Here is a 25,570-nt window from a genome sequence, read left to right as displayed (position 1 = left end):
CCTGAGGAATATCAGGCCTTGGCGGCGGCAGCGTCAGCCTGGGAAGACTGGATCGCCGTCAGCGCAACGGTGTAGACGATATCGTCAACCAGTGCGCCGCGCGACAGGTCGTTCACCGGTTTGCGCATGCCTTGCAGCATCGGCCCGATGGAGACCAGGTCAGCGGAACGCTGTACCGCTTTGTAGGTGGTGTTGCCGGTGTTCAGATCCGGGAAGATGAACACGGTCGCCTGGCCGGCCACCGGTGAGTTCGGCGCCTTGGATTTGGCAACGTCGGCCATGATGGCGGCGTCGTACTGCAGCGGGCCGTCGATGATCAGGTCCGGGCGTTTTTCCTGCGCCAGACGGGTCGCTTCGCGCACTTTCTCGACGTCGCTGCCCGCACCGGAGTTGCCGGTGGAGTAGGAGATCATCGCTACGCGCGGCTCGATGCCGAAGGCGGCGGCGGAATCCGCAGACTGGATGGCGATTTCAGACAGCTGCTCGGCGGTCGGATCCGGGTTGATCGCGCAGTCGCCGTAGACCAGTACCTGGTCAGGCAGCAGCATGAAGAACACGGAGGATACCAGCGAGCTGCCCGGCGCGGTTTTGATCAGCTGCAACGGCGGACGGATGGTGTTGGCGGTGGTGTGAACCGCGCCGGAGACCAGACCGTCGACTTCGCCTTGTTCCAGCATCAGGGTGCCGAGCACCACGTTGTCTTCCAGCTGCTCGCGCGCGACCACTTCGGTCATGCCTTTGCTCTTGCGCAGCTCAACCAGACGCGGCACGTAGTTTTCACGCACGGCGACCGGATCGACGATTTCGATGCCTTTGCCCAGCTCAACGCCTTGCGCCGCCGCGACGCGCTGGATCTCGTCCGGGTTGCCGAGCAGCACGCATTCCGCGATGCCGCGTTCGGCACAGATGGCCGCCGCTTTCACGGTGCGCGGCTCGTCGCCTTCCGGCAGCACGATGCGCTTGCCGGCTTTACGCGCCAGTTCGGTCAGCTCGTAACGGAACGCCGGTGGAGACAGGCGGCGTGAACGCTCGGAGGTGGCGGTCAGCGAATCGATCCACTCGGTGCTGATGTGGCTGGCCACGTAGTTCTGCACTTTCTCGATGCGCTGGTGGTCGTCCGCCGGCACTTCGAGGTTGAAGCTCTGCAGGCTCAGCGAGGTCTGCCAGGTGTTGGTGTCGACCATGAACACCGGCAGGCCGGTCTGGAAGGCGCGTTCGCACAGCTTCTTGATCGGCTCGTCGATGGCGTAGCCGCCGGTCAGCAGGATAGCGCCGATTTCCACGCCGTTCATCGCCGCCAGGCAGGCGGAGACCAGTACGTCAGGACGGTCTGCGGAGGTCACCAGCAGGGAGCCTGGGCGGAAGTGTTCCAGCATGTGCGGAATGCTGCGCGCACAGAAGGTCACGGACTTCACGCGGCGGGTCATGATGTCGCCTTCGTTGACCACGCGGGCCTTCAGGTGGCGAGCCATGTCGATGGCGCGGGTGGCGATCAGATCGAAGCTCCACGGCACGCAGCCCAGAACCGGCAGCGGGCTGTTGGCGAACAGCTGCGCAGGATCGACGTGGGCGATGCTGGCCTTGGTGGAGTCGTCGAAGATTTCGGACAGGTCAGGACGGGTGCGGCCCTGATCGTCGACCGGTGCGTTCAGCTTGTTGATGATCACGCCGGTGATGTTTTTGTTCTTGCTGCCGCCGAAGCTGGTGCGCGCCAGTTCGATGCGCTCTTTCAGCTGCGCCGGGGAGTCGTTGCCCAGCGCCAGCACGAAGACGATCTCGGCGTTCAGGGTTTTGGCGATCTCGTAGTTCAGCGCGTTGGCGAACTGGTGTTTGCGGGTCGGCACCAGGCCTTCGATCAGCACCACTTCCGCGTCTTTGGTGTTCTCGTGGTAGCGCGCCACGATCTCTTCCATCAGCACGTCTTGCTGGTTGGAGCTCAGCAGGCCCTCAACGTAGTCCATGCGCAGCGGTTCGGCCGCCGTAATGGTGGAGTTGCTGCTGCGGATGATGGTGGTGGTCTGGTCGAGTGCGTTGTCGCCGGTGCGCGGTTGAGCGATAGGCTTGAACACGCTCAGACGAACGCCTTTTTGCTCCATGGAGCGGATGACACCCAGGCTGACGCTGGTCAGGCCGACGCTGGTGCCGGTGGGGATCAACATAATAGTACGTGACACAGAATAGTCCTCTTCACGATTAACATGAGGCTAAAACAACACCGTCAGCCTGGGCTGACGGTGTTTTGAGAGCATTACGCGGTCAGGCGGGATGCGTCCTGCGCGATGACCAACTCTTCGTTGGTCGGGATCACCAGCGCCAGGCGGCTGCCGTCTTTGGTGATGGCGCCGGATTTGCCGAAGCGAGCGGCCATGTTGCGGTCGTGGTCGATTTCGAAGCCCAGCAGGCCCAGTTTGTTCAGGGTCAGCTCACGCACCATGCCGGCGTTCTCGCCGATGCCGCCGGTGAAGATCACCGCGTCCAGACGGCCTTCCATCAGCGCGCTGTAGGCGCCGACGTATTTGGCCAGACGGTGGCAGAACACGTCCATGGCGCGTTTGGCGTCGGCTTTGCTGTCGTAGTTGTCTTCAACGTAACGGCAGTCGCTGGTGACTTCGGTCAGGCCCAGCAGACCGGATTCTTTGGTCAGCATCTTGTTGATCTGATCAACGCTCATGCCCAGAGAATCGTGCAGGTGGAAGATGATAGCCGGATCGATGTCACCGCTGCGGGTGCCCATTACCAGGCCTTCCAGCGGGGTCAGACCCATGGAGGTGTCAACGCACTGGCCGTTGCGCACTGCGGTGACGGAACCGCCGTTGCCCAGGTGGCAAGTGATCACGTTCACTTCTTCCACCGGCTTGTTCAGCATCTTCGCGGCTTCCTGAGTCACGTAGAAGTGGCTGGTGCCGTGTGCGCCGTAGCGGCGAACGCCGTGGTCGCGATACAGGCTGTACGGCAGGGCGTACAGGTAAGATTCTTCCGGCATGGTCTGGTGGAACGCGGTGTCGAACACGGCAACGTTCTTGTCAGCCAGGTGAGGGAAGGATTTCAGCGCTTCCGCGATGCCGATCAGGTGAGCTGGGTTGTGCAGTGGTGCAAACGGCACGGAATCTTTGATACCCTGCAGAACTTCGTCGTTGATCACGGCGGAGGCGGTGAACTTCTCGCCGCCGTGCACGATGCGGTGGCCGATGGCGGTCAGCTGCGCGGAAAGCTCTGGTTTTTGTGCCAGAATAGTATTAACAATGAAGTTCAGCGCTTCGCTGTGTGCAGCGCCGGCCCCCAGGGCAGCTTCGTGTTTGGCGCCGTCCATTTTCCACTTGATGCGAGCTTCAGGCAGGTGGAAACACTCGGCCAAACCGGAGAGGAATTCGTCGCCGTTAACGGCATCGATGATGGCGAATTTCAGAGAAGAACTGCCGCAGTTAAGAACCAGTACTAGCTTACTCGACATGGAAGTACCTACTTAAATAGTCGTGTTGTTAAAAGAAAATCGAACACACGTGGTGAATTAATCGTCAATCAGACAACAAGCGTAGCGCATAGTGCCGATGACATTTATGATTAACATCATGTGAAGTGCACAAATCACAGGATGATGGAAAAACCGATGATTTCTCTGCGGTTTAAATAATCTTGATTTTTATAGGGCTAAAAGTTGACAAAATTTACGTCATCTTCTACCGGCCACAAGGCCGGCTTAGGATACCGATAGCCCGGTGCAAACACAAAATAAATTTAAAGCTTCAAATTTTTTAGTATGGTCTCTGGCAGCACGCTTTTAGTTTCTTTACGTGACGTTGAGGTACGCAATGACGAGCAAACCGTCCGGTTCCGTAAGCTGGTTTCAGGTCTTCCAGCGCGGGCAGCATTATATGAAAACCTGGCCGTCAGACAAACGTCTGGCACCGGTCTTTCCGGAGAACCGCGTTGCGCGTGCCACCCGTTTCGCTATTCGTTTCATGCCGCCGTTGGCGATTTTCACGCTGACCTGGCAGATCGCGCTCGGCGGCCAGATCGGTCCGGCGATCGCCACCGCGCTGTTCGCTTGCAGCCTGCCGATGCAGGGCTTGTGGTGGCTGGGGCGCCGTTCGGTCACGCCGCTGCCGCCGACGCTGTTGCAATGGTTCCATGAGGTGCGCAACAAGCTGACGGAAGCCGGACAGGCGGTGGCGCCGCTCGAAGGCACGCCGACCTATCAGACGTTGGCTGATTTGCTCAAGCGCGCTTTCAAGCAGCTGGACAAAACCTTCCTCGACGATCTGTAAATGAAAAAAGGCCGCGCTGTGCGGCCTTTTTCGTCTAAGCGCCAATAACCCCGGTTTAAATCAAAGAACGGTCGAGTTGTGATTTCCTGCGTTCTTGCGCTGTGCGATGCTCCCGCCATCACACAGAAATGAGGAAATCCTGATGGAAATGACCAACGCCCAGCGGCTGATCCTGTCGAATCAGTACAAGATGATGACCCTGCTCGATCCGGACAACGGCGATCGTTATCGCCGGTTGCAAACCATCGTCGAACGCGGCTTCGGTTTGCAAATGCGCGAGCTGGATCGCGACTTCGGCGAACTGAGCGAAGAGGTGTGCCGCACCATCATCAACGTGATGGAGATGCATCATGCGCTGCAGGTTTCCTGGGGCAACCTGAAAGAGAAGCAGGATCTGGACGAGCGCCGCCTGGCGTTTCTCGGTTTCGATGCCGCGACCGAGGCGCGCTACCTGAGTTACGTGCGTTTCCTGGTCAGCACCGAGGGGCGCTATACTCACTTTGATTCCGGCAGCCACGGTTTTAACGCCCAGACCAAAATGTGGGAAAAATATCAGCGTATGCTGGCGATTTGGCAGGCCTGCCCGCGCCAGTATCACTTGAGCGCCGTTGAGATAGCGCAAATCATCAATGCTTGATTAAGAAGAGGTTTTCTGTGGAGTGTAAGGGTTTTCTGTTCGATCTTGATGGCACCCTGGTGGATTCGCTGCCGGCGGTAGAGCGCGCCTGGACGCACTGGGCCGAGCGCCGCGGCGTCGACCCGCAAACGGTGCTGGACTTCATTCACGGTAAACAGGCCATTACTTCTCTGCGCCACTTTATGCCGGGCGAAAGCGAAGCGGAAATTCAGCGTGAATTCCAATTGCTGGAGCAGGTGGAAGCGCAGGATACCGACGGCGTTCGCGCGCTGCCGGGCGCCATTGCATTGCTGGAGCGCCTGAACGCGCTCGGCATCCCTTGGGCGATCGTCACCTCCGGTTCGGTGCCGGTGGCGGGCGCCCGTCGCCAGGCCGGCGGCTTGCCTCAGCCGGCGGTGTTTATCACCGCCGAGCAGGTTAAACACGGTAAACCGCAGCCCGACGCCTATCTGCTGGGCGCCGAGCGCCTGGGGCTGGCGCCGCACGAGTGCGTGGTGGTCGAAGACGCACCGGCCGGCATTCTCTCCGGCCTGGCGGCGGGGTGCCAGGTGATTGCGGTCAACGCCCCGGCCGATGCGCCGAAGCTGGAGCAGGTCGACCTGCGGCTGGATTCGCTGGCGCAGATCGCCGTCGATAAAACGGCGCAGGGCGCGATCGTTCGCCGGCTGGCCTAAGTGGCATTATCTTCACCCTAATTGATTAGACCCCGCCTCGGCGGGGTTTTTTTATGCTATTTTTTAGGCCTTTGGACATTTGCCGGATGAGGCCGTTTTGAACAGCGAATTACTGTGGGTGCTGAGTTTACTGCTGATTGCCATCGTGCTGTTTACCACCAACAAGCTGCGTATGGACGTGGTGGCGCTGTTGGTGATCATCGCTTTCGTGCTGAGCGGCACGCTCAGCCTGCAGGAGGCGACGGTCGGTTTCAGCGATCCCAACGTGATTTTGATCGCCGCGCTGTTCGTGATCGGCGAAGGGCTGGTGCGCACTGGCGTGGCTTATCAGGTGGGCGACTGGCTGGTCAAAGTCGCCGGCAGCAGCGAAACCAAAATGTTGATGCTGCTGATGGTGACGGTCGCCGGGCTGGGGGCATTTATGAGCTCGACCGGCGTGGTGGCGATCTTTATCCCGGTGGTGCTCAGCGTGACGGCGAGAATGAAGATCGCGCCGGGGCGGCTGATGATGCCGCTCAGTTTCGCCGGGCTTATCAGCGGCATGATGACGCTGGTGGCCACGCCGCCCAACATGGTGGTCAACAGCGAACTGGTGCGCGAAGGCATCCATGGTTTCGGTTTCTTCAGCGTGACGCCCATCGGCCTGGCGGTGCTGGCGCTGGGCGTCGGCTACATGCTGATCGCCCGCCGTTGGCTGGGCAGCAGTGACACGGGCAAAGCCGGCGACGACTGGCAGCGCCGCACCTTCCGTGACCTGATCCGCGATTACAAGCTGACCGGCCGTGCGCGGCGGTTGGCTGTCCGCAGCGCTTCGCCGCTGATCGGGCGTTCGCTGGACGAGCTGCACCTGCGTGCGCGCTATGGCGCCAACGTGGTGGGCATCGAGCGCTGGAAACGCTTCCGGCGGGTGATGGTCAGCGCCTCTGGCAGCACCGAACTGCGCGAGGGCGACGTCCTCTTGATCGACATGTCGGACAGCCAGGTCGATCTGCGCGAATTCTGCGGCGAACAGCGGCTGGAGCCGATGGTGCTGCGCGGTGATTACTTCTCTGAACAGTCGCGCAACGTCGGTATGGCGGAGGTCTCGCTGATCCCGGACTCGGCGCTGCTGGGTAAAAGCCTGCGCGAAGCGGCGTTCCGCAGCCGCTACGATCTGAACGTGGTGGGTATCCGCCGCCACGGCGAGACGCTGGGCGGCAAATTGGTGGACGAGCCGCTGGAACTGGGCGACATCTTGCTGGTGATCGGCGACTGGAAGGCGATTCGTCAGCTGCAGGCCAAAACTCACGACTTTATCGTGCTCAATCTGCCGGCCGAGGTGGACGAAGTGGCACCGGCCATCACGCAGGCGCCGCACGCGCTGTTTTGTCTGGCGCTGATGGTGGCGATGATGCTGACCGACGAAATCCCCAACCCAATCGCGGCGCTGATCGCCTGTTTGTTGATGGGCAAGTTCCGCTGTATTGATATGGAGAGCGCCTATAAATCGATCCATTGGCCGAGCATTATTTTGATCGTCGGCATGATGCCGTTCGCGCAGGCGCTGCAAAAGACCGGCGGGGTGGATCTGATCGTCAGCGGGCTGATGGACGTCGCCGGCGGCGCGGGGCCGCGCGTGATGCTGCTGTGCCTGTTCGTCTTGTGCGCCACCATCGGCCTGTTTATTTCCAACACCGCGACGGCGGTGCTGATGGCGCCGATCGCCATCGCCGCCGCGCGCGAAATGGGGGTATCGCCATACCCGTTCGCGATGATTATCGCCGTCGCCGCGTCCGCCGCCTTTATGACGCCGGTCTCTTCACCGGTCAATACGCTGGTGCTGGGGCCGGGCAATTACAAGTTCGGCGATTTCGTGCGGCTCGGCGTGCCGTTCACCCTGTTGGTGATGGCGGTCAGCGTGATTGTGGTGCCGTGGCTCTACGGTTTTTAACGGCGCAGCGAGGCTGCGCCGGCGGGGTTACAGCGAGCTGTCGAGGCTGATTTCGTCCAGCGACAGGCTGAAGCTGGGAATGAACACCTCCATGAAGTAGTCCATTTCCGGGCTGCGGCGCTGCTCCAGGGTTTTATCCAGCCGCGCCTTGGCCAGGGTGAATTCGTTGTTGCCGGCAGACAGCTCCTCCAGGCATTTCAGGTAGGCGCACAGTGCGTCCGCCTGCTTTACCACCTGTTTTTCATCTTCGCTGTAGTAGTGCTCATCGAGAATGGTGCGGAAATCGTTGCGCAGCTCAGCGGGGATCATGTCCAGCAGCTTTTGTTGGGCGATCTTTTCGATCTTCTTATACTCATGGGCGATCTGCGGATTGTAGTACTTGATCGGCGTCGGCATGTCGCCGGTGATCACTTCGCTGGCGTCGTGGTACATCGCCAGCAGCGCAACGCGGTCGGCGTTGAGGTTGCCGTTGAATTTGCGGTTCTTGATCACCGCCAATGCGTGGGCGACAAAGGCCACCTGCAGACTGTGTTCGGAGACGTTCTCGGTACGCACGTTGCGCATCAGTGGCCAGCGGTTGATCAGTTTCAGGCGGGACAGATGGGCGAAGAAATGGCTCTGGCTCATGGTGCTCTCTTTAACGGCAAGTGAGGGCCCCATTGTGAAGCAGTGACGGCGAATTTTGCAACCGGGCAATGAGAGAAGGGCGCAGCAAGGCGCTGCGCCCCAGGCGATTACTGATGGTAGCCTTCAAGGAAGCGGCCCAGCTTGCCGACCGCCATTTCCAGCTCGTCTACGCGCGGCAGGGTGACGATACGCACGTGATCCGGGTAGGGCCAGTTGAATGCGGTCCCCTGCACCAGCAGCACTTTTTCCTGCAGCAGCAGATCCAGCACCAGTTTCTGGTCGTCATGGATATTGAAGCGTTTGGCATCGATGCGCGGGAACATATACAGCGCGCCCTGCGGCTTCACGCATGAGACGCCCGGAATGTCGTTGAGCAGTTCCCAGGTGCGGTTGCGCTGTTCGTACAGACGGCCGCCGGGCTGAATGAATTCGCTGATGCTTTGATAACCGCCCAGCGCGGTCTGAATGGCGTGCTGCATCGGCACGTTGGCGCACAGGCGCATCGAAGCCAGCATCTCCAGCCCTTCGATATAGCCTTTGGCGTGCTTCTTCGGCCCGTTCAGCACCATCCAGCCCTGACGGAAGCCCGCCACGCGGTAGGTTTTCGACAGGCCGTTGAAGGTCACGGTCAACAGATCCGGCGCCAGCGCAGCGATCGAATGATGCTCCGCTTCGTCATACAGGATCTTGTCGTAGATTTCGTCGGCGAAGATGATCAGGTTGTGTTGGCGGGCGATCTCGACGATCTGCTCCAGCAGCGCTTTACTGTACACCGCGCCGGTCGGGTTGTTCGGGTTGATGATCACGATGCCGCGGGTGCGCGGGGTGATCTTGCTGATGATGTCGTCCAGATCCGGGAACCAGCCGGCCTGCTCATCGCACAGGTAATGTACGGCCTTGCCGCCGGACAGCGAGACCGCGGCGGTCCACAGCGGATAGTCCGGCGCCGGCACCAGCATTTCGTCGCCGCTGTTGAGCAGCGCCTGCATGGATTGAACGATCAGCTCGGAGACGCCGTTGCCAATGTAGATATCCTCAACGGTCACGTCACGCATGTTGCGCGCCTGATAGTGCTGCATGATCGCTTTACGCGCCGAGAAGAGGCCCTTGGAGTCGGAGTAACCTTGCGCCGTGGGCAGATTGCGGATCACGTCGACCAGGATTTCGTCCGGGGCGTCGAAACCGAACGGGGCAGGGTTGCCGATGTTCAGTTTCAGGACTTTGTTGCCTTCTTCTTCAAGACGTTTAGCTTCTTTAAGCACCGGGCCGCGAATGTCATAGCAGACGTTGTCCAGTTTGCTGGATTTCTCAATGGGGGACATAAAAAGTTGAGCCTTTTGCTGGGATAGGGGCGCTCCTACCGTGGGACGCCGCAACCCGCCCAATGTACTCCTGGCGTAGTTGCTTTTGAAGGGTTTTGCACGCCTTTGGTGCAAATGCATGTCGTAAAGGGGGATTTTAGTTATGATAAGCAAAGGTAAAGTTATTTTGTGGTTCATAATTTCATGAACTATAATTTTACTAGGGTTTTGTTCTGTTAAATTGCGTGTCGATAAACGAGACGTGCCGGCGATCGCGGCCGGTAGCAGTGAAATGATAAGCCGAAAGTGAGAATGGGCTTCAATAAACTGTAAAGGAACGATAATACCGGAGTTGTCTGATAGCGGGTTGCCGGTTAGCGCACCACACTAAGAAAATGGCATATTTACATTAGCTTTACTTTATATTTCAGCTTAAGCATTGTTTATGTGGTTATAGGATTATTATTTAAAGTAAAAATCTTACTGATTGAATTTATTAAATTCATTGAGTGATAACACGAAGTTGGTGCCGTTAATTATTTATTTTTCTTACTCTGTAATGCAGTCTGAACGCCGGTTGATAAGGATTCTCAGTAGCACGAATGGAGTGGAAATTAGGCGGTATCAATGAGTAAAATCTCAGGTACGGTGGGGGTTTTCCCTTTCCACCGGTATTCAGTCCCCCGCGTTCTATAAGCACCATCGATAGATCGCATTTTAAAAGGCGATAGAGGTAACGAATCATAAGTAATTTTTTTGCCCTCCACTTATGAGTGGGGTACTGTCATAACAGGCTCCGTCCTTTTCAACGGCGTCTGAGAAACACACCAGGGTAGTAGTTCGTAAATTAGAATTTAAAAAAGTGAAGAATACACTATGACAACTGCAAATCGTCCGATACTTAATCTCGACCTCGATCTGCTAAGAACCTTTGTTGCGGTTGCTGATTTGAATACCTTCGCGGCGGCGGCTGTTGCCGTTTGCCGTACGCAATCAGCCGTCAGCCAACAAATGCAGCGATTAGAGCAACTGGTCGGCAAAGAACTGTTTGCCCGCCATGGGCGCAACAAACTCCTGACTGAGCATGGTATTCAGCTTCTCGGTTATGCCAGGAAGATCCTGCGCTTTAACGACGAAGCCTGTACCTCGCTGATGTACAACAATATTAAAGGTGTTCTGACCATCGGCGCTTCCGACGACACCGCCGATACCATTCTGCCTTTCCTGTTGAACCGCGTGACCGCCATCTATCCGAAGCTGGCCATTGACGTGCGCGTAAAGCGCAGCACGACGATGGTCGATCTGCTGGAAGAGGGTGAGATCGATCTGGCGGTGACCACGGCCGATCCGGCCGGGCACCCGCACATCGTGCTGCGCACGTCGCCGACGCTGTGGTACTGCGCTGCCGATTACCACTATCAGGCCGGCGAACCTATCCCGCTGGTGGTGATGGATGAACCAAGCCCGTTCCGCGCGCTGGCGATCAAACAGTTGGACGAAGCCGGTATCCCGTGGCGTATCGCCTACGTCGCCTCCACGCTGTCTGCGGTGCGGGCGGCCTGTAAGGCCGGTCTGGGTGTGACCGCGCGGCCGATCGAGATGATGAGCCCCGATCTGCGGGTGCTGGGCGCGGTGGAAGGTTTGCCGCCGCTGCCGGATACCCAGTATGCGCTGTGCAAAAACGCGCAGTGCAGCAACGAACTGGCAATGGCCATCTTCAGCGCGATGCAGGGCGGCAATGACGGCTATGGCTTCAACGGCGCGGAAGCCGGTCTCCAGGGCGATCAGGATGATGCCAGCCTGGTGGACGAAGAAGAATAACGCCGCGGCGTGATATCTGATGAAAAACCTCTGCTTCGGCGGAGGTTTTTTTTGGCCGTTTTTGGCGATTTTTACTGTTATAGGGATTTAATGACGATTTTGTTATGAGTTGGCTGTTTTATTAACTTTTAAGCGTTGCTGAAAAGAGAATTTGACCGGGTTTAAGATGCTGGGTTTATTTTTTGAACAATAAGATTGAATGAGTTAAAGGCATGGTAATGTTAGGGTTATTTTGTTAGCTTATGGCGGCCGTTTTTGCGGCTTAATTTGAGGAAAATTGTTAAAGGGCCACACTTTTTTTGAGGATTTATGCTGAAAACGTGTCCTGGATCAAAAAAATACCCCTAGGTAGTGAGTGGAAGAACAGGGAATTCCTGAGACAATGGTATAGTAAAACTGAAATGTGCATGTTGGTTTATATCTATCTGTTTCTACACAAAAATTAACTGACACGATTTAGCCTGTCCCTGGCGCATCAAATGTTAATCAAATGATACGTATGTAAACTAGTGTGTAGATACTTTTGTCAAAGTTGACAAAAGGTTATAGAAAGGAGTAAAAAGCCCACAGAAAAACGCTGCCTAACTCGCTGTAAAAGCAGTTTGTTTGTGTGGTTATTTATCCTTCCCTTAAATCGATGTGGCGCACTAACTGCCGGTGACAAGAGCAGTGCGATCGACGCCACTTTTGATGAGTAAGCATAGAGTATGTCAACAACCACTGAAGTTATCGCTCATCACTGGGCGCTCGCCGTATTTCTCGTCGTGGCTATCGGGCTTTGCGGCTTAATGCTGCTGGGTGCGTTCTTCTTGGGCGGGAGAGCCCGGGCGCGCGCCAAACACACCCCGTTTGAATCAGGTATCGACTCCGTCGGCACGGCGCGCATGCGCTTGTCCGCCAAGTTCTACCTGGTGGCCATGTTCTTCGTTATTTTCGACGTTGAAGCCTTATACCTGTATGCCTGGTCGGTCTCGATTCGCGAGAGCGGCTGGGTGGGCTTTATCGAAGCCGCCATTTTCATTTTGGTGCTATTGGCCGGTCTGGTTTATCTGGTGCGCATCGGCGCGTTGGATTGGACTCCGGCGCGTTCCCAACGCCGCAGCAAACCAAGCACGATCACTAACACCAACAGTCATCCGCAGTAACAGCGAGGCATTAAGATGGACTATACGCTCACCCGCATAGACCCGAACGGTGAGAACGACCGTTATCCCCTGCAAAAACAGGAGATCGTCGCCGATCCCCTGGAACAACAGGTCCACCGCACGGTTTACATGGGTAAACTCGAACATGCGCTGCATGACATGGTGAACTGGGGGCGTAAAAACTCTATTTGGCCGTATAACTTCGGCCTTTCGTGCTGTTACGTGGAGATGGTGACGTCGTTTACCGCCGTTCACGATGTGGCGCGTTTCGGTGCGGAAGTGTTGCGCGCCTCCCCGCGTCAGGCTGACCTGATGGTGGTGGCCGGCACCTGCTTCACCAAGATGGCCCCGGTCATCCAACGCCTGTACGAGCAGATGCTGGAGCCCAAGTGGGTGATCTCGATGGGCGCCTGCGCCAACTCCGGCGGCATGTACGACATCTATTCCGTGGTGCAGGGCGTGGACAAGTTCCTGCCGGTCGACGTGTACATTCCTGGCTGCCCACCGCGTCCGGAAGCTTACATGCAAGCGCTGATGCTGCTGCAGGAATCTATCGGCAAAGAACGTCGCCCGCTGTCGTGGGTTGTCGGCGATCAGGGCGTTTACCGCGCCAATATGCAGTCTGAAAGAGAGCGTAAACACGGCGAGCGCATCGCGGTGACCAACCTCCGGACGCCTGACGAGATTTAAGACGTTCATTTAACGTCCATCTTAGTGCGCTATTGGTTAACACAGCGAAAAGTGAAACTTGCGGCGAATAACCCTTTAGTGTGGTGAAAAAAAATTATGACAGATTTGACGACGCACGACGCCTTGCCTGCCTGGCAGACCCGAGATCACCTTGACGACCCGGTGATCGGCGAACTGCGCAACCGTTTTGGGCCGGAAGCCTTTACTGTTCAGGCCACCCGCACCGGCATGCCCGTGGTATGGGTTAAACCTGACCAGTTACTGGAAGTAATGACGTTCCTGAGAAAACAGCCGAAGCCGTATGTCATGCTGTTCGATCTGCATGGCGTGGACGAACGTCTTCGCACCCACCGCGACGGCCTGCCCGCTGCGGATTTCTCCGTTTTCTACCATCTGATTTCCATCGAACGCAACCGCGACATCATGCTGAAGGTGGCGCTGTCTGAAAAAGACCTGCACGTGCCGACGGCGACCAAGGTGTTCCCGAACGCCAACTGGTACGAGCGCGAAACCTGGGAAATGTTCGGCATCACCTTCGACGGCCACCCGCACCTGTCGCGCATCATGATGCCGCAGACCTGGGAAGGGCACCCGCTGCGTAAGGACTACCCGGCGCGCGCCACCGAATTCGATCCTTTCGTGCTGACCAAGCAGAAAGAAGATCTGGAGATGGAAGCGCTGACCTTCAAGCCGGAAGACTGGGGCATGAAGCGCGGCACCGAGAACGAAGACTTCATGTTCCTCAACCTCGGCCCGAACCACCCGTCCGCGCACGGTGCGTTCCGCATCATTCTGCAGCTGGACGGCGAAGAGATCGTCGACTGCGTGCCGGATATCGGCTATCACCACCGCGGCGCCGAGAAGATGGGCGAGCGTCAATCCTGGCACAGCTACATTCCGTACACCGACCGCATCGAGTACCTCGGCGGCTGCGTGAACGAAATGCCTTACGTGTTGGCGGTTGAAAAGCTGGCCGGCATCAAGGTGCCTGAGCGCGTCGACACCATCCGCGTGATGCTGTCCGAGCTGTTCCGCATCAACAGCCACCTGCTGTACATCTCCACCTTCATTCAGGACGTCGGCGCGATGACCCCGGTGTTCTTCGCCTTTACCGACCGTCAGAAGATCTACGATCTGGTGGAAGCGATCACCGGCTTCCGTATGCACCCGGCCTGGTTCCGCATCGGCGGCGTCGCGCACGATCTGCCGCGCGGTTGGGATCGCCTGCTGCGTGAATTCCTCGACTGGATGCCGAAGCGTCTGGATTCCTACGTGAAAGCGGCGCTGAAGAACAGCATCCTGAAAGGCCGCTCCATCGGCGTCGCGTCTTATAACGCCAAAGAAGCGCTGGAGTGGGGCGTGACCGGCGCCGGCCTGCGCGCGACCGGCGTTGAGTTCGACGTGCGTAAATGGCGCCCGTACTCCGGCTACGAGAACTTCGACTTCGAAGTGCCGGTCGGCGACGGCACCAGCGACTGCTACACCCGCGTGATGCTAAAGGTGGAAGAGCTGCGCCAGAGCCTGCGCATCCTCGAACAGTGCCTGAACAACATGCCGGAAGGCCCGTTCAAGGCCGATCACCCGCTGACTACGCCGCCGCCGAAAGAGCGCACGCTGCAGCACATTGAAACGCTGATCACCCACTTCCTGCAGGTTTCCTGGGGCCCGGTGATGCCAGCCAACGAATCATTCCAGATGATTGAAGCCACCAAAGGGATCAACAGCTACTACCTGACCAGCGACGGCAGCACCATGAGCTACCGCACCCGGGTACGTACGCCGAGCTTTGCGCACCTGCAGCAGATCCCATCGGTCATCCGTGGCAGCCTGGTTTCCGACCTGATCGTCTATCTGGGTAGTATCGATTTTGTAATGTCAGATGTGGACCGCTAACTATGCATGATCAAAAAGACAATCACGCAGTCAATGATGCGCTCGAGCCCATCAACGCAGCCGCTCCTCAGAGCGGCGTTGATGCATTTGTACTGAGCGCGGAAGAACGTGATGCGATCGAGCACGAAAAGCACCATTACGAGGATCCGCGCGCCGCTTCCATCGAGGCACTGAAAATTGTGCAGAAGCAGCGCGGCTGGGTTCCGGACGGTGCGATTTACGCCATCGCGGAAGTGCTGGGCATCCCCGCCAGCGACGTAGAAGGCGTGGCCACGTTCTACAGCCAGATTTTCCGTCAGCCAGTAGGACGTCACGTGATCCGTTATTGTGACAGCGTTGTTTGTCACATCACCGGTTACCAGGGCATTCAGGCCGCTATCGAGAAGAAGCTGAACATCAAACCGGGTCAAACCACCTTTGATGGCCGCTTCACGCTGTTGCCGACCTGCTGTCTGGGCAACTGCGATAAAGGGCCGACCATGATGATTGATGAGGACACTCACAGTCAGCTGAAGCCTGAAGATATCGAGACGCTACTGGAGCAGTATCAATGACCAAGCACATTGTACGCACTCCCGAAACGCATCCGCTGACCTGGCGTCTGCGCGATGACAAGCAGCCGCTGTGGCTGGACGAATACCGCAGCAAAAACGGCTATGCCGGTGCGGAAAAGGCCCTGAAGGGCCTGGCGCCCGACGAGATCGTCAGCCTGGTGAAAGATTCCGGGCTGAAGGGCCGCGGCGGCGCGGGCTTCTCCACCGGTTTGAAGTGGAGCCTGATGCCGAAGGACGAATCCATGAACATCCGTTACCTGCTGTGTAACGCCGATGAGATGGAGCCGGGCACCTATAAAGACCGCCTGCTGATGGAGCAGCTGCCGCACCTGCTGGTGGAAGGCATGCTGATCTCCGCGTTCGCGCTGAAAGCCTACCGCGGGTACATCTTCCTGCGCGGTGAGTACATCGAAGCGGCGGCGCACCTGCGTCGCGCCATCGCGGAAGCCACCGAAGCCGGCTATCTGGGCAAGAACATTCTCGGCACCGGATTTGATTTCGAGCTGATCGTGCACACCGGCGCCGGCCGTTACATCTGCGGCGAAGAAACCGCGCTGATCAACTCGCTGGAAGGCCGCCGCGCCAACCCGCGCTCCAAGCCGCCATTCCCGGCCAGCGCCGGCGTGTGGGGCAAGCCGACCTGCGTCAACAACGTCGAAACGCTGTGCAACGTGCCGGCCATTTTGGCGAACGGCGTGGAGTGGTACACCGGCATCTCCGGCAGTGAAGACAAAGGCACCAAGCTGATGGGCTTCTCCGGCCGGGTGAAAAATCCGGGCGTCTGGGAGCTGCCGTTTGGCACCACCGCGCGCGAGATCCTGGAAGACTACGCCGGCGGCATGCGCGACGGTCTGCGTTTCAAAGCCTGGCAGCCGGGCGGTGCGGGCACCGACTTCCTGACCGCCGATCATCTCGATCTGCCGATGGAATACGGCGCGATCGGCAAAGCCGGCAGCCGTCTCGGTACCGCGTTGGCGATGGCGGTAGACCACGAGATCGGCATGGTGCCGCTGGTGCGCAACCTGGAAGAGTTCTTCGCCCGCGAGTCCTGCGGCTGGTGTACGCCTTGCCGCGATGGTCTGCCGTGGAGCGTGAAGATCCTGCGCGCGTTGGAAAACGGCGAAGGGCAGCCGGGGGATATTGAAACCCTCGAACAGCTGTGCCGTTCCCTCGGCCCGGGCAAAACCTTCTGCGCCCACGCGCCAGGTGCCGTAGAGCCACTGCAAAGCGCGATTAAATATTTCCGTGAAGAGTTCGAGGCGGGTATCGCCGTGCAGCACTTCGGCAACGCGCATGCGATTGGCGGCATTCAGCCGAACAATCTGCTGAAGCAGCGCTGGTAAGCCGAACTCGCCCGAACACGGCCAGAATTTTTGATTAACGCCTGCCGCAAGGCAGGCCACTTGGAAGCATGCTGACTATGGCTACGATTCATGTAGACGGCAAAGAGTATGAGGTAGACGGGGCGGACAACCTGCTGCAGGCTTGTCTCTCCCTCGGCCTTGATATTCCTTACTTTTGCTGGCATCCGGCGCTGGGAAGCGTCGGCGCTTGCCGCCAATGTGCGGTAAAGCAATACCAAAACGCGGAAGATACGCGCGGCCGTTTGGTGATGTCCTGTATGACCCCGGCATCCGATGGCACCTTCATCTCCATCGATGACGGCGAAGCGAAGCAGTTCCGTGAAAGCGTGGTCGAGTGGTTGATGACCAACCACCCGCACGATTGCCCGGTCTGTGAGGAAGGCGGTAACTGTCACCTGCAGGATATGACGGTAATGACCGGCCACAGCTTCCGTCGCTACCGCTTCACCAAACGCACCCACAACAACCAGGAGCTGGGGCCGTTTATCTCGCACGAGATGAACCGCTGCATCGCCTGCTACCGCTGCGTGCGTTACTACAAAGACTATGCGGACGGCACCGACTTCGGCGTGTACGGCGCGCACGACAACGTCTACTTCGGTCGCCCGGAAAGCGGCACGCTGGAAAGCGAGTTCTCCGGCAACCTGGTGGAAGTGTGCCCGACCGGCGTTTTCACCGACAAAACGCACTCCGAACGCTACAACCGTAAATGGGACATGCAGTTCGCACCGAGCATTTGCCAGCAGTGCAGCATCGGCTGTAACACCAGCCCGGGCGAGCGCTATGGCGAGCTGCGCCGTATCGAAAACCGTTACAACGGCAGCGTGAACCACTACTTCCTGTGCGACCGCGGCCGTTTCGGTTACGGCTACGTCAACCAGAAAGATCGTCCGCGTCAACCGCAGCAGCTGCGCGGCGACGACTGGATCACCCTGAACGCCGAGCAGGCGATGCAGGGCGCGGCGGACATCCTGCGTCAGGCGAAGAAAACCATCGGCATCGGCTCCCCGCGCGCCAGCCTGGAAAGCAACTTCGCACTGCGCGAGTTGGTCGGCGCCGAGAACTACTACACCGGTATCGCTCAGGCGGAGCAATCACGTCTGGCGCTGATGCTGAACGTGCTGAAGAACGGCGGCGTTCATACGCCGGCGTTGCGTGAGATCGAAGATTACGACGCGGTGCTGGTGCTGGGCGAAGACCTGACGCAAACCGGTGCGCGCATCGCGCTGTCCGTGCGACAGGCCGTCAAGGGCAAAGCCCGCGCGATGGCGGCGGCGCAACGCGTGGCCGACTGGCAGATCGCGGCGGTGCAGAACATCGGTCAGCACGCCAAGTACCCGCTGTTCACCACCAACGTCGACAACACTCGTCTGGATGACATCGCCGCCTGGAACTACCGCGCGCCGGTAGACGAGCAGGCGCGCTTCGGTTTCGCCATCGCGCACGCGCTGGATAGCGCGGCACCGGCGGTGAACGATCTGGCTGAAGGCCTGAACAAGAAAGTCGACATCATCGTGCAGGCGCTGACCGGCGCACGCAAACCGCTGATCGTGACCGGCAGCAACGCCGGCAGCGAAGCCATCATCGAAGCGGCGGCCAACATCGCCAAAGCGTTGAAGGGCCGCGGTGCCGATGTCGGCATCACCTTCGTGGCGGGCGCAGCCAACAGCATGGGCCTGGCGATGATCGGCGGCGGTTCGCTCGATCAGGCGCTGGAACAGCTGGCGAGCGGCGCAGCCGACACCGCCATCGTGATGGAAAATGATCTCTATCGCCATGCGCCGGCGGCGCAGGTGGACGCGGCGTTGGCCAAGGTCAATAACCTGATCGTCGCCGACCACCAGCGCACCGCGATCATGGACAAAGCCAATCTGATCCTCTCCTCGGCCAGCTTTGCCGAGAGCGACGGTACGCTGATCAATCAGGAAGGCCGCGCGCAGCGCTTCTTCCAGGTATACGATCCGGCTTACTACGACGACGCCAAGAAGAATCAGTTCACCGTGATGCTGGAAAGCTGGCGCTGGATGCACTCGCTGCACTCCACCTACACCAGCCGCCACGTGGACTGGACCCAGCTCGATGACGTGATCGCCGCTTGCGTCGCCGCGTTGCCGCAGCTGCAGGGCATCGTCGACGCCGCGCCGGACGCGACGTTCCGCATTCGCGGTCAGAAGCTGGCGCGTTCGCCGCACCGTTCCAGCGGCCGTACCGCCATGCGCGCCAACATCAGCGTGCACGAGCCGCGTCAGCCGCAGGATAAAGACACCATGTTCGCCTTCTCGATGGAAGGGAACAACAGCCCGCTGGCCGATCGTCAGCAGATCCCGTTCGCCTGGGCGCCAGGCTGGAACTCACCGCAGGCATGGAACAAGTTCCAGGCCGAAGTGGGCGGCAAACTGCGCCACGGCGATCCGGGCGTGCGCCTGATCGAAGCGGGGGAGGGCAGCCTCGGTTACTTCGACCGCGTGCCTGCCGCGTTCAATCCGGTCGACGGCTGGCGTGTCGCGCCTTACTACCACCTGTTCGGCAGCGATGAAATGTCGCAGCGCTCTCACGTGATCCAGCAGCGTATGCCGGAAGCCTACGTGATGGTCAACCCGGCCGATGCGGCGACGCTTGGCGTTAATGCGGGCAGCCTGGTGGAGTTCAGCTGCGCGGGCCAGACTCTGCGTCTGCCGGTGCGTCTGAGTGAAACCCTGACCCAGGGCCAGGTTGGTTTGCCGCTCGGCTTGCCAGGGATCCCGCCGATCTTGGTGGGTGCTAAGGTAGACAATCTGCGGGAGGCGGCACGATGAGCTGGTTTACCCCTGAGGTGATCGACATCTTGATCGCCATTCTTAAAGCGGTCGTGATCCTGTTGGTGGTCGTGGCGTGCGGGGCGTTCATGAGCTTCGGCGAACGCCGCCTGCTCGGCCTGTTCCAGAACCGTTACGGACCGAACCGCGTAGGCTGGGGCGGCTCGCTGCAGCTGGTCGCCGACATGATCAAAATGTTCTTCAAGGAAGACTGGGTGCCGAGATTCTCCGACCGGGTGATCTTCACCCTGGCGCCGATGATCGCCTTTACTTCCCTGTTGCTGGCATTTGCCATCGTGCCGGTCAGCCCGACCTGGGCGGTGTCCGATCTCAACATCGGTATTCTGTTCTTCCTGATGATGGCCGGCCTGGCGGTGTACGCCGTGCTGTTCGCCGGCTGGTCGAGCAACAACAAATACTCGCTGTTGGGCGCGATGCGCGCCTCCGCGCAAACCCTGAGCTACGAAGTGTTCATCGGCCTGTCGCTGATGGGCGTGGTGATGCAGGCGGATTCGTTCAACATGCAGGCCATCGTTGAATCTCAGGCGCACGTCTGGAACGTCATTCCGCAGTTCTTCGGCTTCGTGACCTTCGCGATCGCCGGTGTGGCGGTGTGTCACCGTCACCCGTTTGACCAGCCGGAAGCCGAGCAGGAACTGGCCGACGGTTACCACATCGAATATTCCGGCATGAAGTTCGGTCTGTTCTTCGTGGGGGAATACATCGGTATCGTCACCGTGTCCGCCCTGATTGTGACGTTGTTCTTCGGCGGCTGGCAGGGTCCGTTCCTGCCGCCATTCATCTGGTTCGCGTTGAAAACGGCCTTCTTCATGATGATGTTCATCCTGATCCGCGCCGCGCTGCCGCGTCCGCGTTATGACCAGGTGATGTCCTTCGGCTGGAAAGTGTGCCTGCCGCTGACGCTGCTGAACCTGCTGGCAACCGCCGCGGTCATTTTGTACAACGCTCAATAAGGGGTGAATAAACCATGACATTGAAAGAGTTAGTGGTTGGTTTCGGCACCCAGATGCGCAGCATTTGGATGATTGGCATGCATGCCTTCGCCAAGCGCGAAACCCAGATGTATCCGGAAGAACCGGTGTACCTGCCGCCACGCTACCGCGGCCGCATCGTGCTGACGCGCGATCCGGACGGCGAAGAGCGCTGCGTCGCCTGTAACCTGTGTGCGGTTGCCTGCCCGGTCGGCTGTATCTCGCTGCAAAAGGCAGAACAGAAAGATGGCCGTTGGTATCCGGAGTTCTTCCGCATCAACTTCTCGCGCTGCATCTTCTGCGGCCTGTGCGAAGAGGCTTGCCCGACTACCGCTATCCAGCTGACGCCGGATTTCGAACTGGGCGAGTACAAGCGTCAGGATCTGGTGTACGAAAAAGAAGATCTGTTGATCTCGGGGCCGGGTAAATATCCGGAATATAACTTCTACCGGATGGCCGGTATGGCGATTGACGGCAAAGCCAAAGGCGAAGCCGAAAACGAAGCCAAACCGATCGACGTCAAAGGTCTGTTGCCCTAAGGAGCCAGCAAGCATGGAAATTGCATTTTATCTGGCAGGTTTGATTGCGGTGGCCGCGACGATTCGCGTGATCACCCATACCAACCCTGTGCATGCGCTGCTGTATCTGATCGTCTCGTTATTGGCGATCTCGGCAGTCTTCTTCTCTCTCGGCGCCTATTTTGCCGCCGCATTGGAAATCATCGTTTATGCGGGCGCCATCATGGTGCTGTTCGTGTTCGTTGTGATGATGCTGAACCTCGGCAACGTGCAGCAGCAAGAGCGCGACTGGATGAAACCGACGGTGTGGATCGGGCCTGGCCTGCTGTCACTGGCGCTGCTGGTGGTATTGATCGTTGCGATCCGCAGCGTATCCGATCAGGGCATCAGCGGTGAGATGGTCGACGCGAAGGCGGTGGGCATCAGCCTGTTCGGGCCTTACGTACTGGCGGTTGAGCTGGCTTCAATGCTGCTGTTGGCGGGGCTGGTTGTCGCCTTCCATATCGGCCGCGAGCACAAGCCTGGCGAGGTGCTGAGCAACGCGCCGGTGGGTGGCGAAATGGCGAGAAGAAAATCGGAGGAGCAAGCATGATCCCTCTTCAACACGGCCTGATCCTGGCGGCTATCCTGTTTGTGCTCGGGTTGACCGGGCTGCTGGTGCGCCGCAACCTGCTGTTTATGCTGATCAGCCTGGAAGTGATGATCAACGCTGCGGCGTTGGCGTTTATCGTGGCGGGAAGCTACTGGGGCCAGGCGGACGGGCAGGTGATGTACATCCTGGCGATCAGCCTGGCGGCAGCCGAGGCCAGTATCGGCCTGGCGCTGCTGCTGCAGCTCTACCGTCGTCGTCATACCCTGAATATTGATACTGTCAGTGAGATGCGCGGATGAACCTATTATATTTAACAATTCTGCTACCGCTGATCGGGTTCCTGCTGTTGGCATTTTCCCGCGGTCGCTGGTCTGAGAACACGGCGGCAACCGTCGGCGTGGGCTCTATCGGCCTGGCTGCGCTGGTCACGGTGTATGTGGCGATGGATTTCTTCGCCCAGAAAGCCGCCGGCGTGCAGCTGTTCGAGCAAAGCCTGTGGACCTGGATGGCCGTCGGCAACTTCAATATCGGCGTGACTCTGGTGCTGGACGGCCTGTCGCTGACCATGCTGTCGGTGGTCACCGGCGTCGGCTTCTTCATCCACATGTTCGCTTCCTGGTACATGCGCGGTGAAGAGGGCTATTCGCGCTTCTTCGCCTACACCAACCTGTTTATCGCCAGCATGGTGGTCCTGGTGCTGGCGGACAACCTGCTGCTGATGTATCTGGGTTGGGAAGGCGTGGGCCTGTGCAGCTACCTGTTGATCGGCTTCTACTACAAAGATCCGGCCAACGGCGCGGCGGCGATGAAAGCCTTTATCGTCACCCGCGTGGGCGACGTGTTCCTGGCGTTCGCGCTGTTCATCCTCTACAACGAGCTGGGCACGCTGAACATCCGTGAGCTGATGATCCTGGCGCCGCAGAAACTGGCGGTGGGCGATACGGCCATCACCTGGGCGACGCTGATGTTGCTGGGCGGCGCGGTCGGTAAATCGGCGCAGCTGCCGTTGCAAACCTGGCTGGCGGACGCGATGGCGGGCCCAACCCCGGTTTCCGCACTGATCCACGCGGCGACCATGGTGACCGCAGGCGTCTACCTGATCGCCCGCACGCACGGCCTGTTCCTGATGGCGCCGGAAGTGCTGCATCTGGTGGGCATCGTCGGTGCGGTCACTCTGCTGCTGGCCGGCTTCGCCGCGCTGGTGCAGACCGACATCAAGCGCGTGCTCGCTTACTCTACCATGAGCCAGATCGGTTACATGTTCCTGGCGCTGGGCGTGCAGGCATGGGACGCGGCGATCTTCCACCTGATGACTCACGCGTTCTTCAAGGCGCTGCTGTTCCTGTCGTCCGGTTCGGTGATCCTGGCCTGCCACCACGAGCAAAACATCTTCAAGATGGGCGGCCTGCGCAAGAGCATCCCGCTGGTGTACGTCTGCTTCCTGGTGGGCGGCGCGGCGCTGTCTGCGTTGCCGCTGGTCACGGCCGGCTTCTTCAGTAAGGACGAGATCCTGGCGGGCGCGATGGCCAACGGCCACATCAACCTGATGGTTGCCGGCCTGGTCGGTGCGTTCATGACCTCGCTGTACACCTTCCGTATGATTTTCATCGTGTTCCATGGCGAAGAGAAAATCAAAGCGCATGCCGGTAAAGGCATCACTCACCACCTGCCGCTGCTGGTTCTGCTGGTGCTGTCCACCTTCGTCGGCGCGATGATCGTGCCGCCGTTGCAGGGTGTGCTGCCGGAGACGACCGAACTGGCGCACGGCAGCGTGCTGACGCTGGAAATCACCTCCGGCGTGGTGGCTATCGTCGGCATTCTGCTGGCGGCCGCGCTGTGGCTGGGCAAACGCAGCCTGGTCAACAGCATTGCCAACAGCGCGCCGGGGCGTTTCTTCTCGACCTGGTGGTTCCATGCCTGGGGCTTCGACTGGCTGTATGACAAAGTGTTCGTCAAGCCGTATCTGGGCATTGCGAAGCTGCTGCAACGCGATCCGCTGAACTCGCTGATGAACCTGCCGGCCGTCTTCTCCCGCTGGGGGAACCGCGGTCTGACGGTGAGCGAGAACGGCCAGGTGCGTTGGTATATAGCGTCTATGGGTGTGGGTGCAGTGGTCGTATTGGCTCTGTTGATTCTGGTTTAATTGAATAATTTAAACAGACGCATTTTTCGGGCGTAGCGCCGGGCAGGCGCTACGTACAAAGTTTGAAATTATTCGTATAAGGGACACAAAACGCCATGCTATTACCTTGGCTAATTCTTATCCCCTTTATCGGCGGTCTGCTGTGCTGGCAGCTTGAGCGCTTCGGTACTAAGGTGCCGCGCTGGATAGCGCTGATCGCAATGGGGCTGACGTTGGCGCTCTCTCTGCAGCTGTGGATGCAGGGCGGCTATACATTGACCACGCCGAAAGGCATTCCGCAGTGGCAGAGCGAATTCCTGCTGCCGTGGATCCCGCGCTTCGGCATCTCCATCCACCTGGCGCTGGACGGTCTGTCGCTGCTGATGGTGGTGTTGACCGGTCTGCTGGGCGTGCTGGCGATCCTCTGTTCCTGGCGTGAAATCCAGAAGTATCAGGGCTTCTTCCACCTCAACCTGCTGTGGATCCTGGGCGGCGTTATCGGCGTGTTCCTCGCCATCGACATGTTCCTGTTCTTCTTCTTCTGGGAAATGATGTTGGTGCCGATGTACTTCCTGATCGCGCTGTGGGGCCACAAGGCGTCGGACGGTAAAACCCGCATCACCGCGGCGACCAAGTTCTTCATCTACACCCAGGCCAGCGGTCTGGTGATGCTGATTGCGATCCTGGGCCTGGTGTTCGTGCACTACAACGCCACCGGCGTGTGGACCTTCGATTACGAAGACCTGCTGCAAACGCCGATGTCCCACAACGTGCAATATCTGCTGATGCTGGGCTTCTTCATCGCCTTCGCGGTGAAAATGCCGGTGGTGCCGCTGCACGGCTGGTTGCCGGATGCGCACAGCCAGGCGCCGACCGCAGGTTCCGTCGACCTGGCGGGCATCTTGCTGAAAACCGCGGCCTACGGCCTGCTGCGTTTCAGCCTGCCGCTGTTCCCTGAGGCTTCACACGAGTTCGCCCCAATCGCCATGTGGCTGGGCGTGGTCGGTATCTTCTACGGCGCCTGGATGGCGTTCGCGCAGACCGACATCAAGCGTCTTATCGCTTACACCTCGGTCTCGCACATGGGCTTCGTGCTGATCGCCATCTATACCGGCAGCCAGCTGGCTTACCAGGGCGCCGTGATCCAGATGATCGCGCACGGTCTGTCTGCCGCCGGTATGTTTATCATCTGCGGCCAGCTGTATGAACGTCTGCACACCCGCGACATGCGTCAGATGGGCGGCCTGTGGGGGCGTATCAAGTTCATCCCTGCGCTGTCGCTGTTCTTCGCCGTGGCTACGCTGGGGATGCCGGGTACCGGTAACTTCGTCGGCGAATTCATGATTCTGTTCGGCAGCTACCAGGTGGTGCCGGTGATCACCGTGATCTCCACCTTCGGTCTGGTGTTCGCTTCGGTTTACTCGCTGATCATGATGCAGCGCGCTTACTACGGTGCGCCTAAGTCAGACCAGCCGCTGCAGGGCATGACCGCGCGCGAACTGTTCATCATTCTGCTGCTGGTGGTGTTGCTGGTTCTGCTGGGGGTTTACCCGCAGCCGATTCTGGATACTTCCAACGCGGCGATGAGCAACGTGCAACACTGGTTTGGTTCGTCAGTTTCAGCAATTTCAACAACAAGGCCGTAATTCG

The 25,570-nt window shown here is 59.0% G+C and carries 21 protein-coding genes; 17 read left to right on the top strand and 4 right to left on the bottom strand.

Annotated elements, in window-relative coordinates; translation table 11 throughout:
* Positions 1–11: 11 nt before the first annotated feature.
* Both pta and ackA read right to left on the bottom strand, forming a co-directional pair.
* Positions 12–2,174: a phosphate acetyltransferase gene (gene pta / locus GT753_RS13055; protein WP_031300545.1), complete on the bottom strand. Its 2,163-nt coding sequence runs from the start codon at positions 2,172–2,174 to the stop codon at positions 12–14.
* 74 nt (positions 2,175–2,248) lie between these two features.
* A complete protein-coding gene (gene ackA / locus GT753_RS13050) occupies positions 2,249–3,451 on the bottom strand; it encodes an acetate kinase (RefSeq protein ID WP_004936063.1) in 1,203 nt (400 codons plus the stop codon).
* 358 nt (positions 3,452–3,809) lie between these two features.
* Here ackA and yfbV point away from each other — a divergent pair, with 358 nt between their 5' ends.
* The 4 genes from yfbV (at position 3,810) to GT753_RS13030 (ending at position 7,506) form a co-directional block, all read left to right on the top strand.
* Positions 3,810–4,265, top strand: a complete 456-nt coding sequence (gene yfbV / locus GT753_RS13045) for a terminus macrodomain insulation protein YfbV (protein ID WP_160125655.1) — start codon at positions 3,810–3,812, stop codon at positions 4,263–4,265.
* 142 nt (positions 4,266–4,407) lie between these two features.
* Positions 4,408–4,902: a YfbU family protein gene (locus GT753_RS13040; RefSeq protein ID WP_004936059.1), complete on the top strand. Its 495-nt coding sequence runs from the start codon at positions 4,408–4,410 to the stop codon at positions 4,900–4,902.
* A gap of 17 nt (positions 4,903–4,919) precedes the next feature.
* Positions 4,920–5,576 (top strand): sugar phosphatase, encoded by a 657-nt coding sequence (locus tag GT753_RS13035; RefSeq protein WP_015378584.1) that lies wholly within the window; start codon positions 4,920–4,922, stop codon positions 5,574–5,576.
* A 79-nt stretch (positions 5,577–5,655) separates the two neighbouring features.
* On the top strand, positions 5,656–7,506 hold the full coding sequence (locus tag GT753_RS13030; protein ID WP_071796811.1) for an SLC13 family permease: 1,851 nt from the start codon (positions 5,656–5,658) through the stop codon (positions 7,504–7,506).
* A 27-nt stretch (positions 7,507–7,533) separates the two neighbouring features.
* Here the strand turns inward: GT753_RS13030 and yfbR are convergent, their stop codons facing one another.
* Together yfbR and GT753_RS13020 are read right to left on the bottom strand one after the other, a co-directional pair.
* Entirely contained in the window at positions 7,534–8,133 is a 600-nt protein-coding gene (gene yfbR, locus GT753_RS13025; protein WP_015378582.1) for a 5'-deoxynucleotidase, read from the bottom strand.
* A 107-nt stretch (positions 8,134–8,240) separates the two neighbouring features.
* The gene (locus GT753_RS13020) at positions 8,241–9,455 is read right to left on the bottom strand and encodes a pyridoxal phosphate-dependent aminotransferase (protein ID WP_004936047.1); all 1,215 of its coding nucleotides are present in this window, start codon (positions 9,453–9,455) and stop codon (positions 8,241–8,243) included.
* Between the two features lie 855 nt (positions 9,456–10,310).
* Between GT753_RS13020 and lrhA the strand changes: the two genes are divergently transcribed.
* The 13 genes from lrhA to nuoM all read left to right on the top strand — a co-directional run bounded on the left by lrhA (position 10,311) and on the right by nuoM (position 25,566).
* Positions 10,311–11,255, top strand: coding sequence for a transcriptional regulator LrhA (gene lrhA / locus GT753_RS13015; RefSeq protein ID WP_004936045.1), 945 nt, complete (start codon positions 10,311–10,313; stop codon positions 11,253–11,255).
* A 707-nt stretch (positions 11,256–11,962) separates the two neighbouring features.
* Complete coding sequence (nuoA, locus tag GT753_RS13010; RefSeq protein ID WP_004936040.1) at positions 11,963–12,400, top strand: NADH-quinone oxidoreductase subunit NuoA; 438 nt, start codon at positions 11,963–11,965, stop codon at positions 12,398–12,400.
* Between the two features lie 15 nt (positions 12,401–12,415).
* The gene (locus GT753_RS13005) at positions 12,416–13,090 is read left to right on the top strand and encodes an NADH-quinone oxidoreductase subunit B family protein (RefSeq protein ID WP_004936039.1); all 675 of its coding nucleotides are present in this window, start codon (positions 12,416–12,418) and stop codon (positions 13,088–13,090) included.
* A gap of 96 nt (positions 13,091–13,186) precedes the next feature.
* Complete coding sequence (gene nuoC / locus GT753_RS13000; protein ID WP_004936036.1) at positions 13,187–14,983, top strand: NADH-quinone oxidoreductase subunit C/D; 1,797 nt, start codon at positions 13,187–13,189, stop codon at positions 14,981–14,983.
* A 2-nt stretch (positions 14,984–14,985) separates the two neighbouring features.
* The gene (nuoE, locus tag GT753_RS12995) at positions 14,986–15,537 is read left to right on the top strand and encodes an NADH-quinone oxidoreductase subunit NuoE (protein ID WP_004936034.1); all 552 of its coding nucleotides are present in this window, start codon (positions 14,986–14,988) and stop codon (positions 15,535–15,537) included.
* Positions 15,534–16,880, top strand: coding sequence for an NADH-quinone oxidoreductase subunit NuoF (nuoF, locus tag GT753_RS12990; RefSeq protein ID WP_004936030.1), 1,347 nt, complete (start codon positions 15,534–15,536; stop codon positions 16,878–16,880). The genes nuoE and nuoF overlap by 4 nt, the downstream gene beginning before the upstream one ends.
* A 77-nt stretch (positions 16,881–16,957) precedes the next feature.
* The gene (gene nuoG, locus GT753_RS12985; RefSeq protein ID WP_080347707.1) at positions 16,958–19,696 is read left to right on the top strand and encodes an NADH-quinone oxidoreductase subunit NuoG; all 2,739 of its coding nucleotides are present in this window, start codon (positions 16,958–16,960) and stop codon (positions 19,694–19,696) included.
* Complete coding sequence (nuoH, locus tag GT753_RS12980; protein WP_004936022.1) at positions 19,693–20,670, top strand: NADH-quinone oxidoreductase subunit NuoH; 978 nt, start codon at positions 19,693–19,695, stop codon at positions 20,668–20,670. Before nuoG ends, nuoH begins: the two co-directional genes overlap by 4 nt.
* 14 nt (positions 20,671–20,684) lie before the next feature.
* Positions 20,685–21,227, top strand: a complete 543-nt coding sequence (nuoI, locus tag GT753_RS12975; protein WP_004936019.1) for an NADH-quinone oxidoreductase subunit NuoI — start codon at positions 20,685–20,687, stop codon at positions 21,225–21,227.
* A 13-nt stretch (positions 21,228–21,240) separates the two neighbouring features.
* Positions 21,241–21,798, top strand: a complete 558-nt coding sequence (gene nuoJ / locus GT753_RS12970; RefSeq protein ID WP_004936018.1) for an NADH-quinone oxidoreductase subunit J — start codon at positions 21,241–21,243, stop codon at positions 21,796–21,798.
* Positions 21,795–22,097: an NADH-quinone oxidoreductase subunit NuoK gene (gene nuoK / locus GT753_RS12965; RefSeq protein ID WP_004936014.1), complete on the top strand. Its 303-nt coding sequence runs from the start codon at positions 21,795–21,797 to the stop codon at positions 22,095–22,097. Before nuoJ ends, nuoK begins: the two co-directional genes overlap by 4 nt.
* A complete protein-coding gene (nuoL, locus tag GT753_RS12960) occupies positions 22,094–23,941 on the top strand; it encodes an NADH-quinone oxidoreductase subunit L (protein ID WP_015378577.1) in 1,848 nt (615 codons plus the stop codon). Before nuoK ends, nuoL begins: the two co-directional genes overlap by 4 nt.
* 95 nt (positions 23,942–24,036) lie before the next feature.
* Positions 24,037–25,566 (top strand): NADH-quinone oxidoreductase subunit M, encoded by a 1,530-nt coding sequence (nuoM, locus tag GT753_RS12955; protein ID WP_004936002.1) that lies wholly within the window; start codon positions 24,037–24,039, stop codon positions 25,564–25,566.
* The last annotated feature ends 4 nt before the right edge of the window (positions 25,567–25,570 follow it).

Source organism: Serratia sp. Z4, from assembly GCF_009900725.1.
GTDB lineage: Bacteria > Pseudomonadota > Gammaproteobacteria > Enterobacterales > Enterobacteriaceae > Serratia > Serratia nematodiphila.
This window is presented reverse-complemented; position numbering and strand designations above follow the sequence as displayed.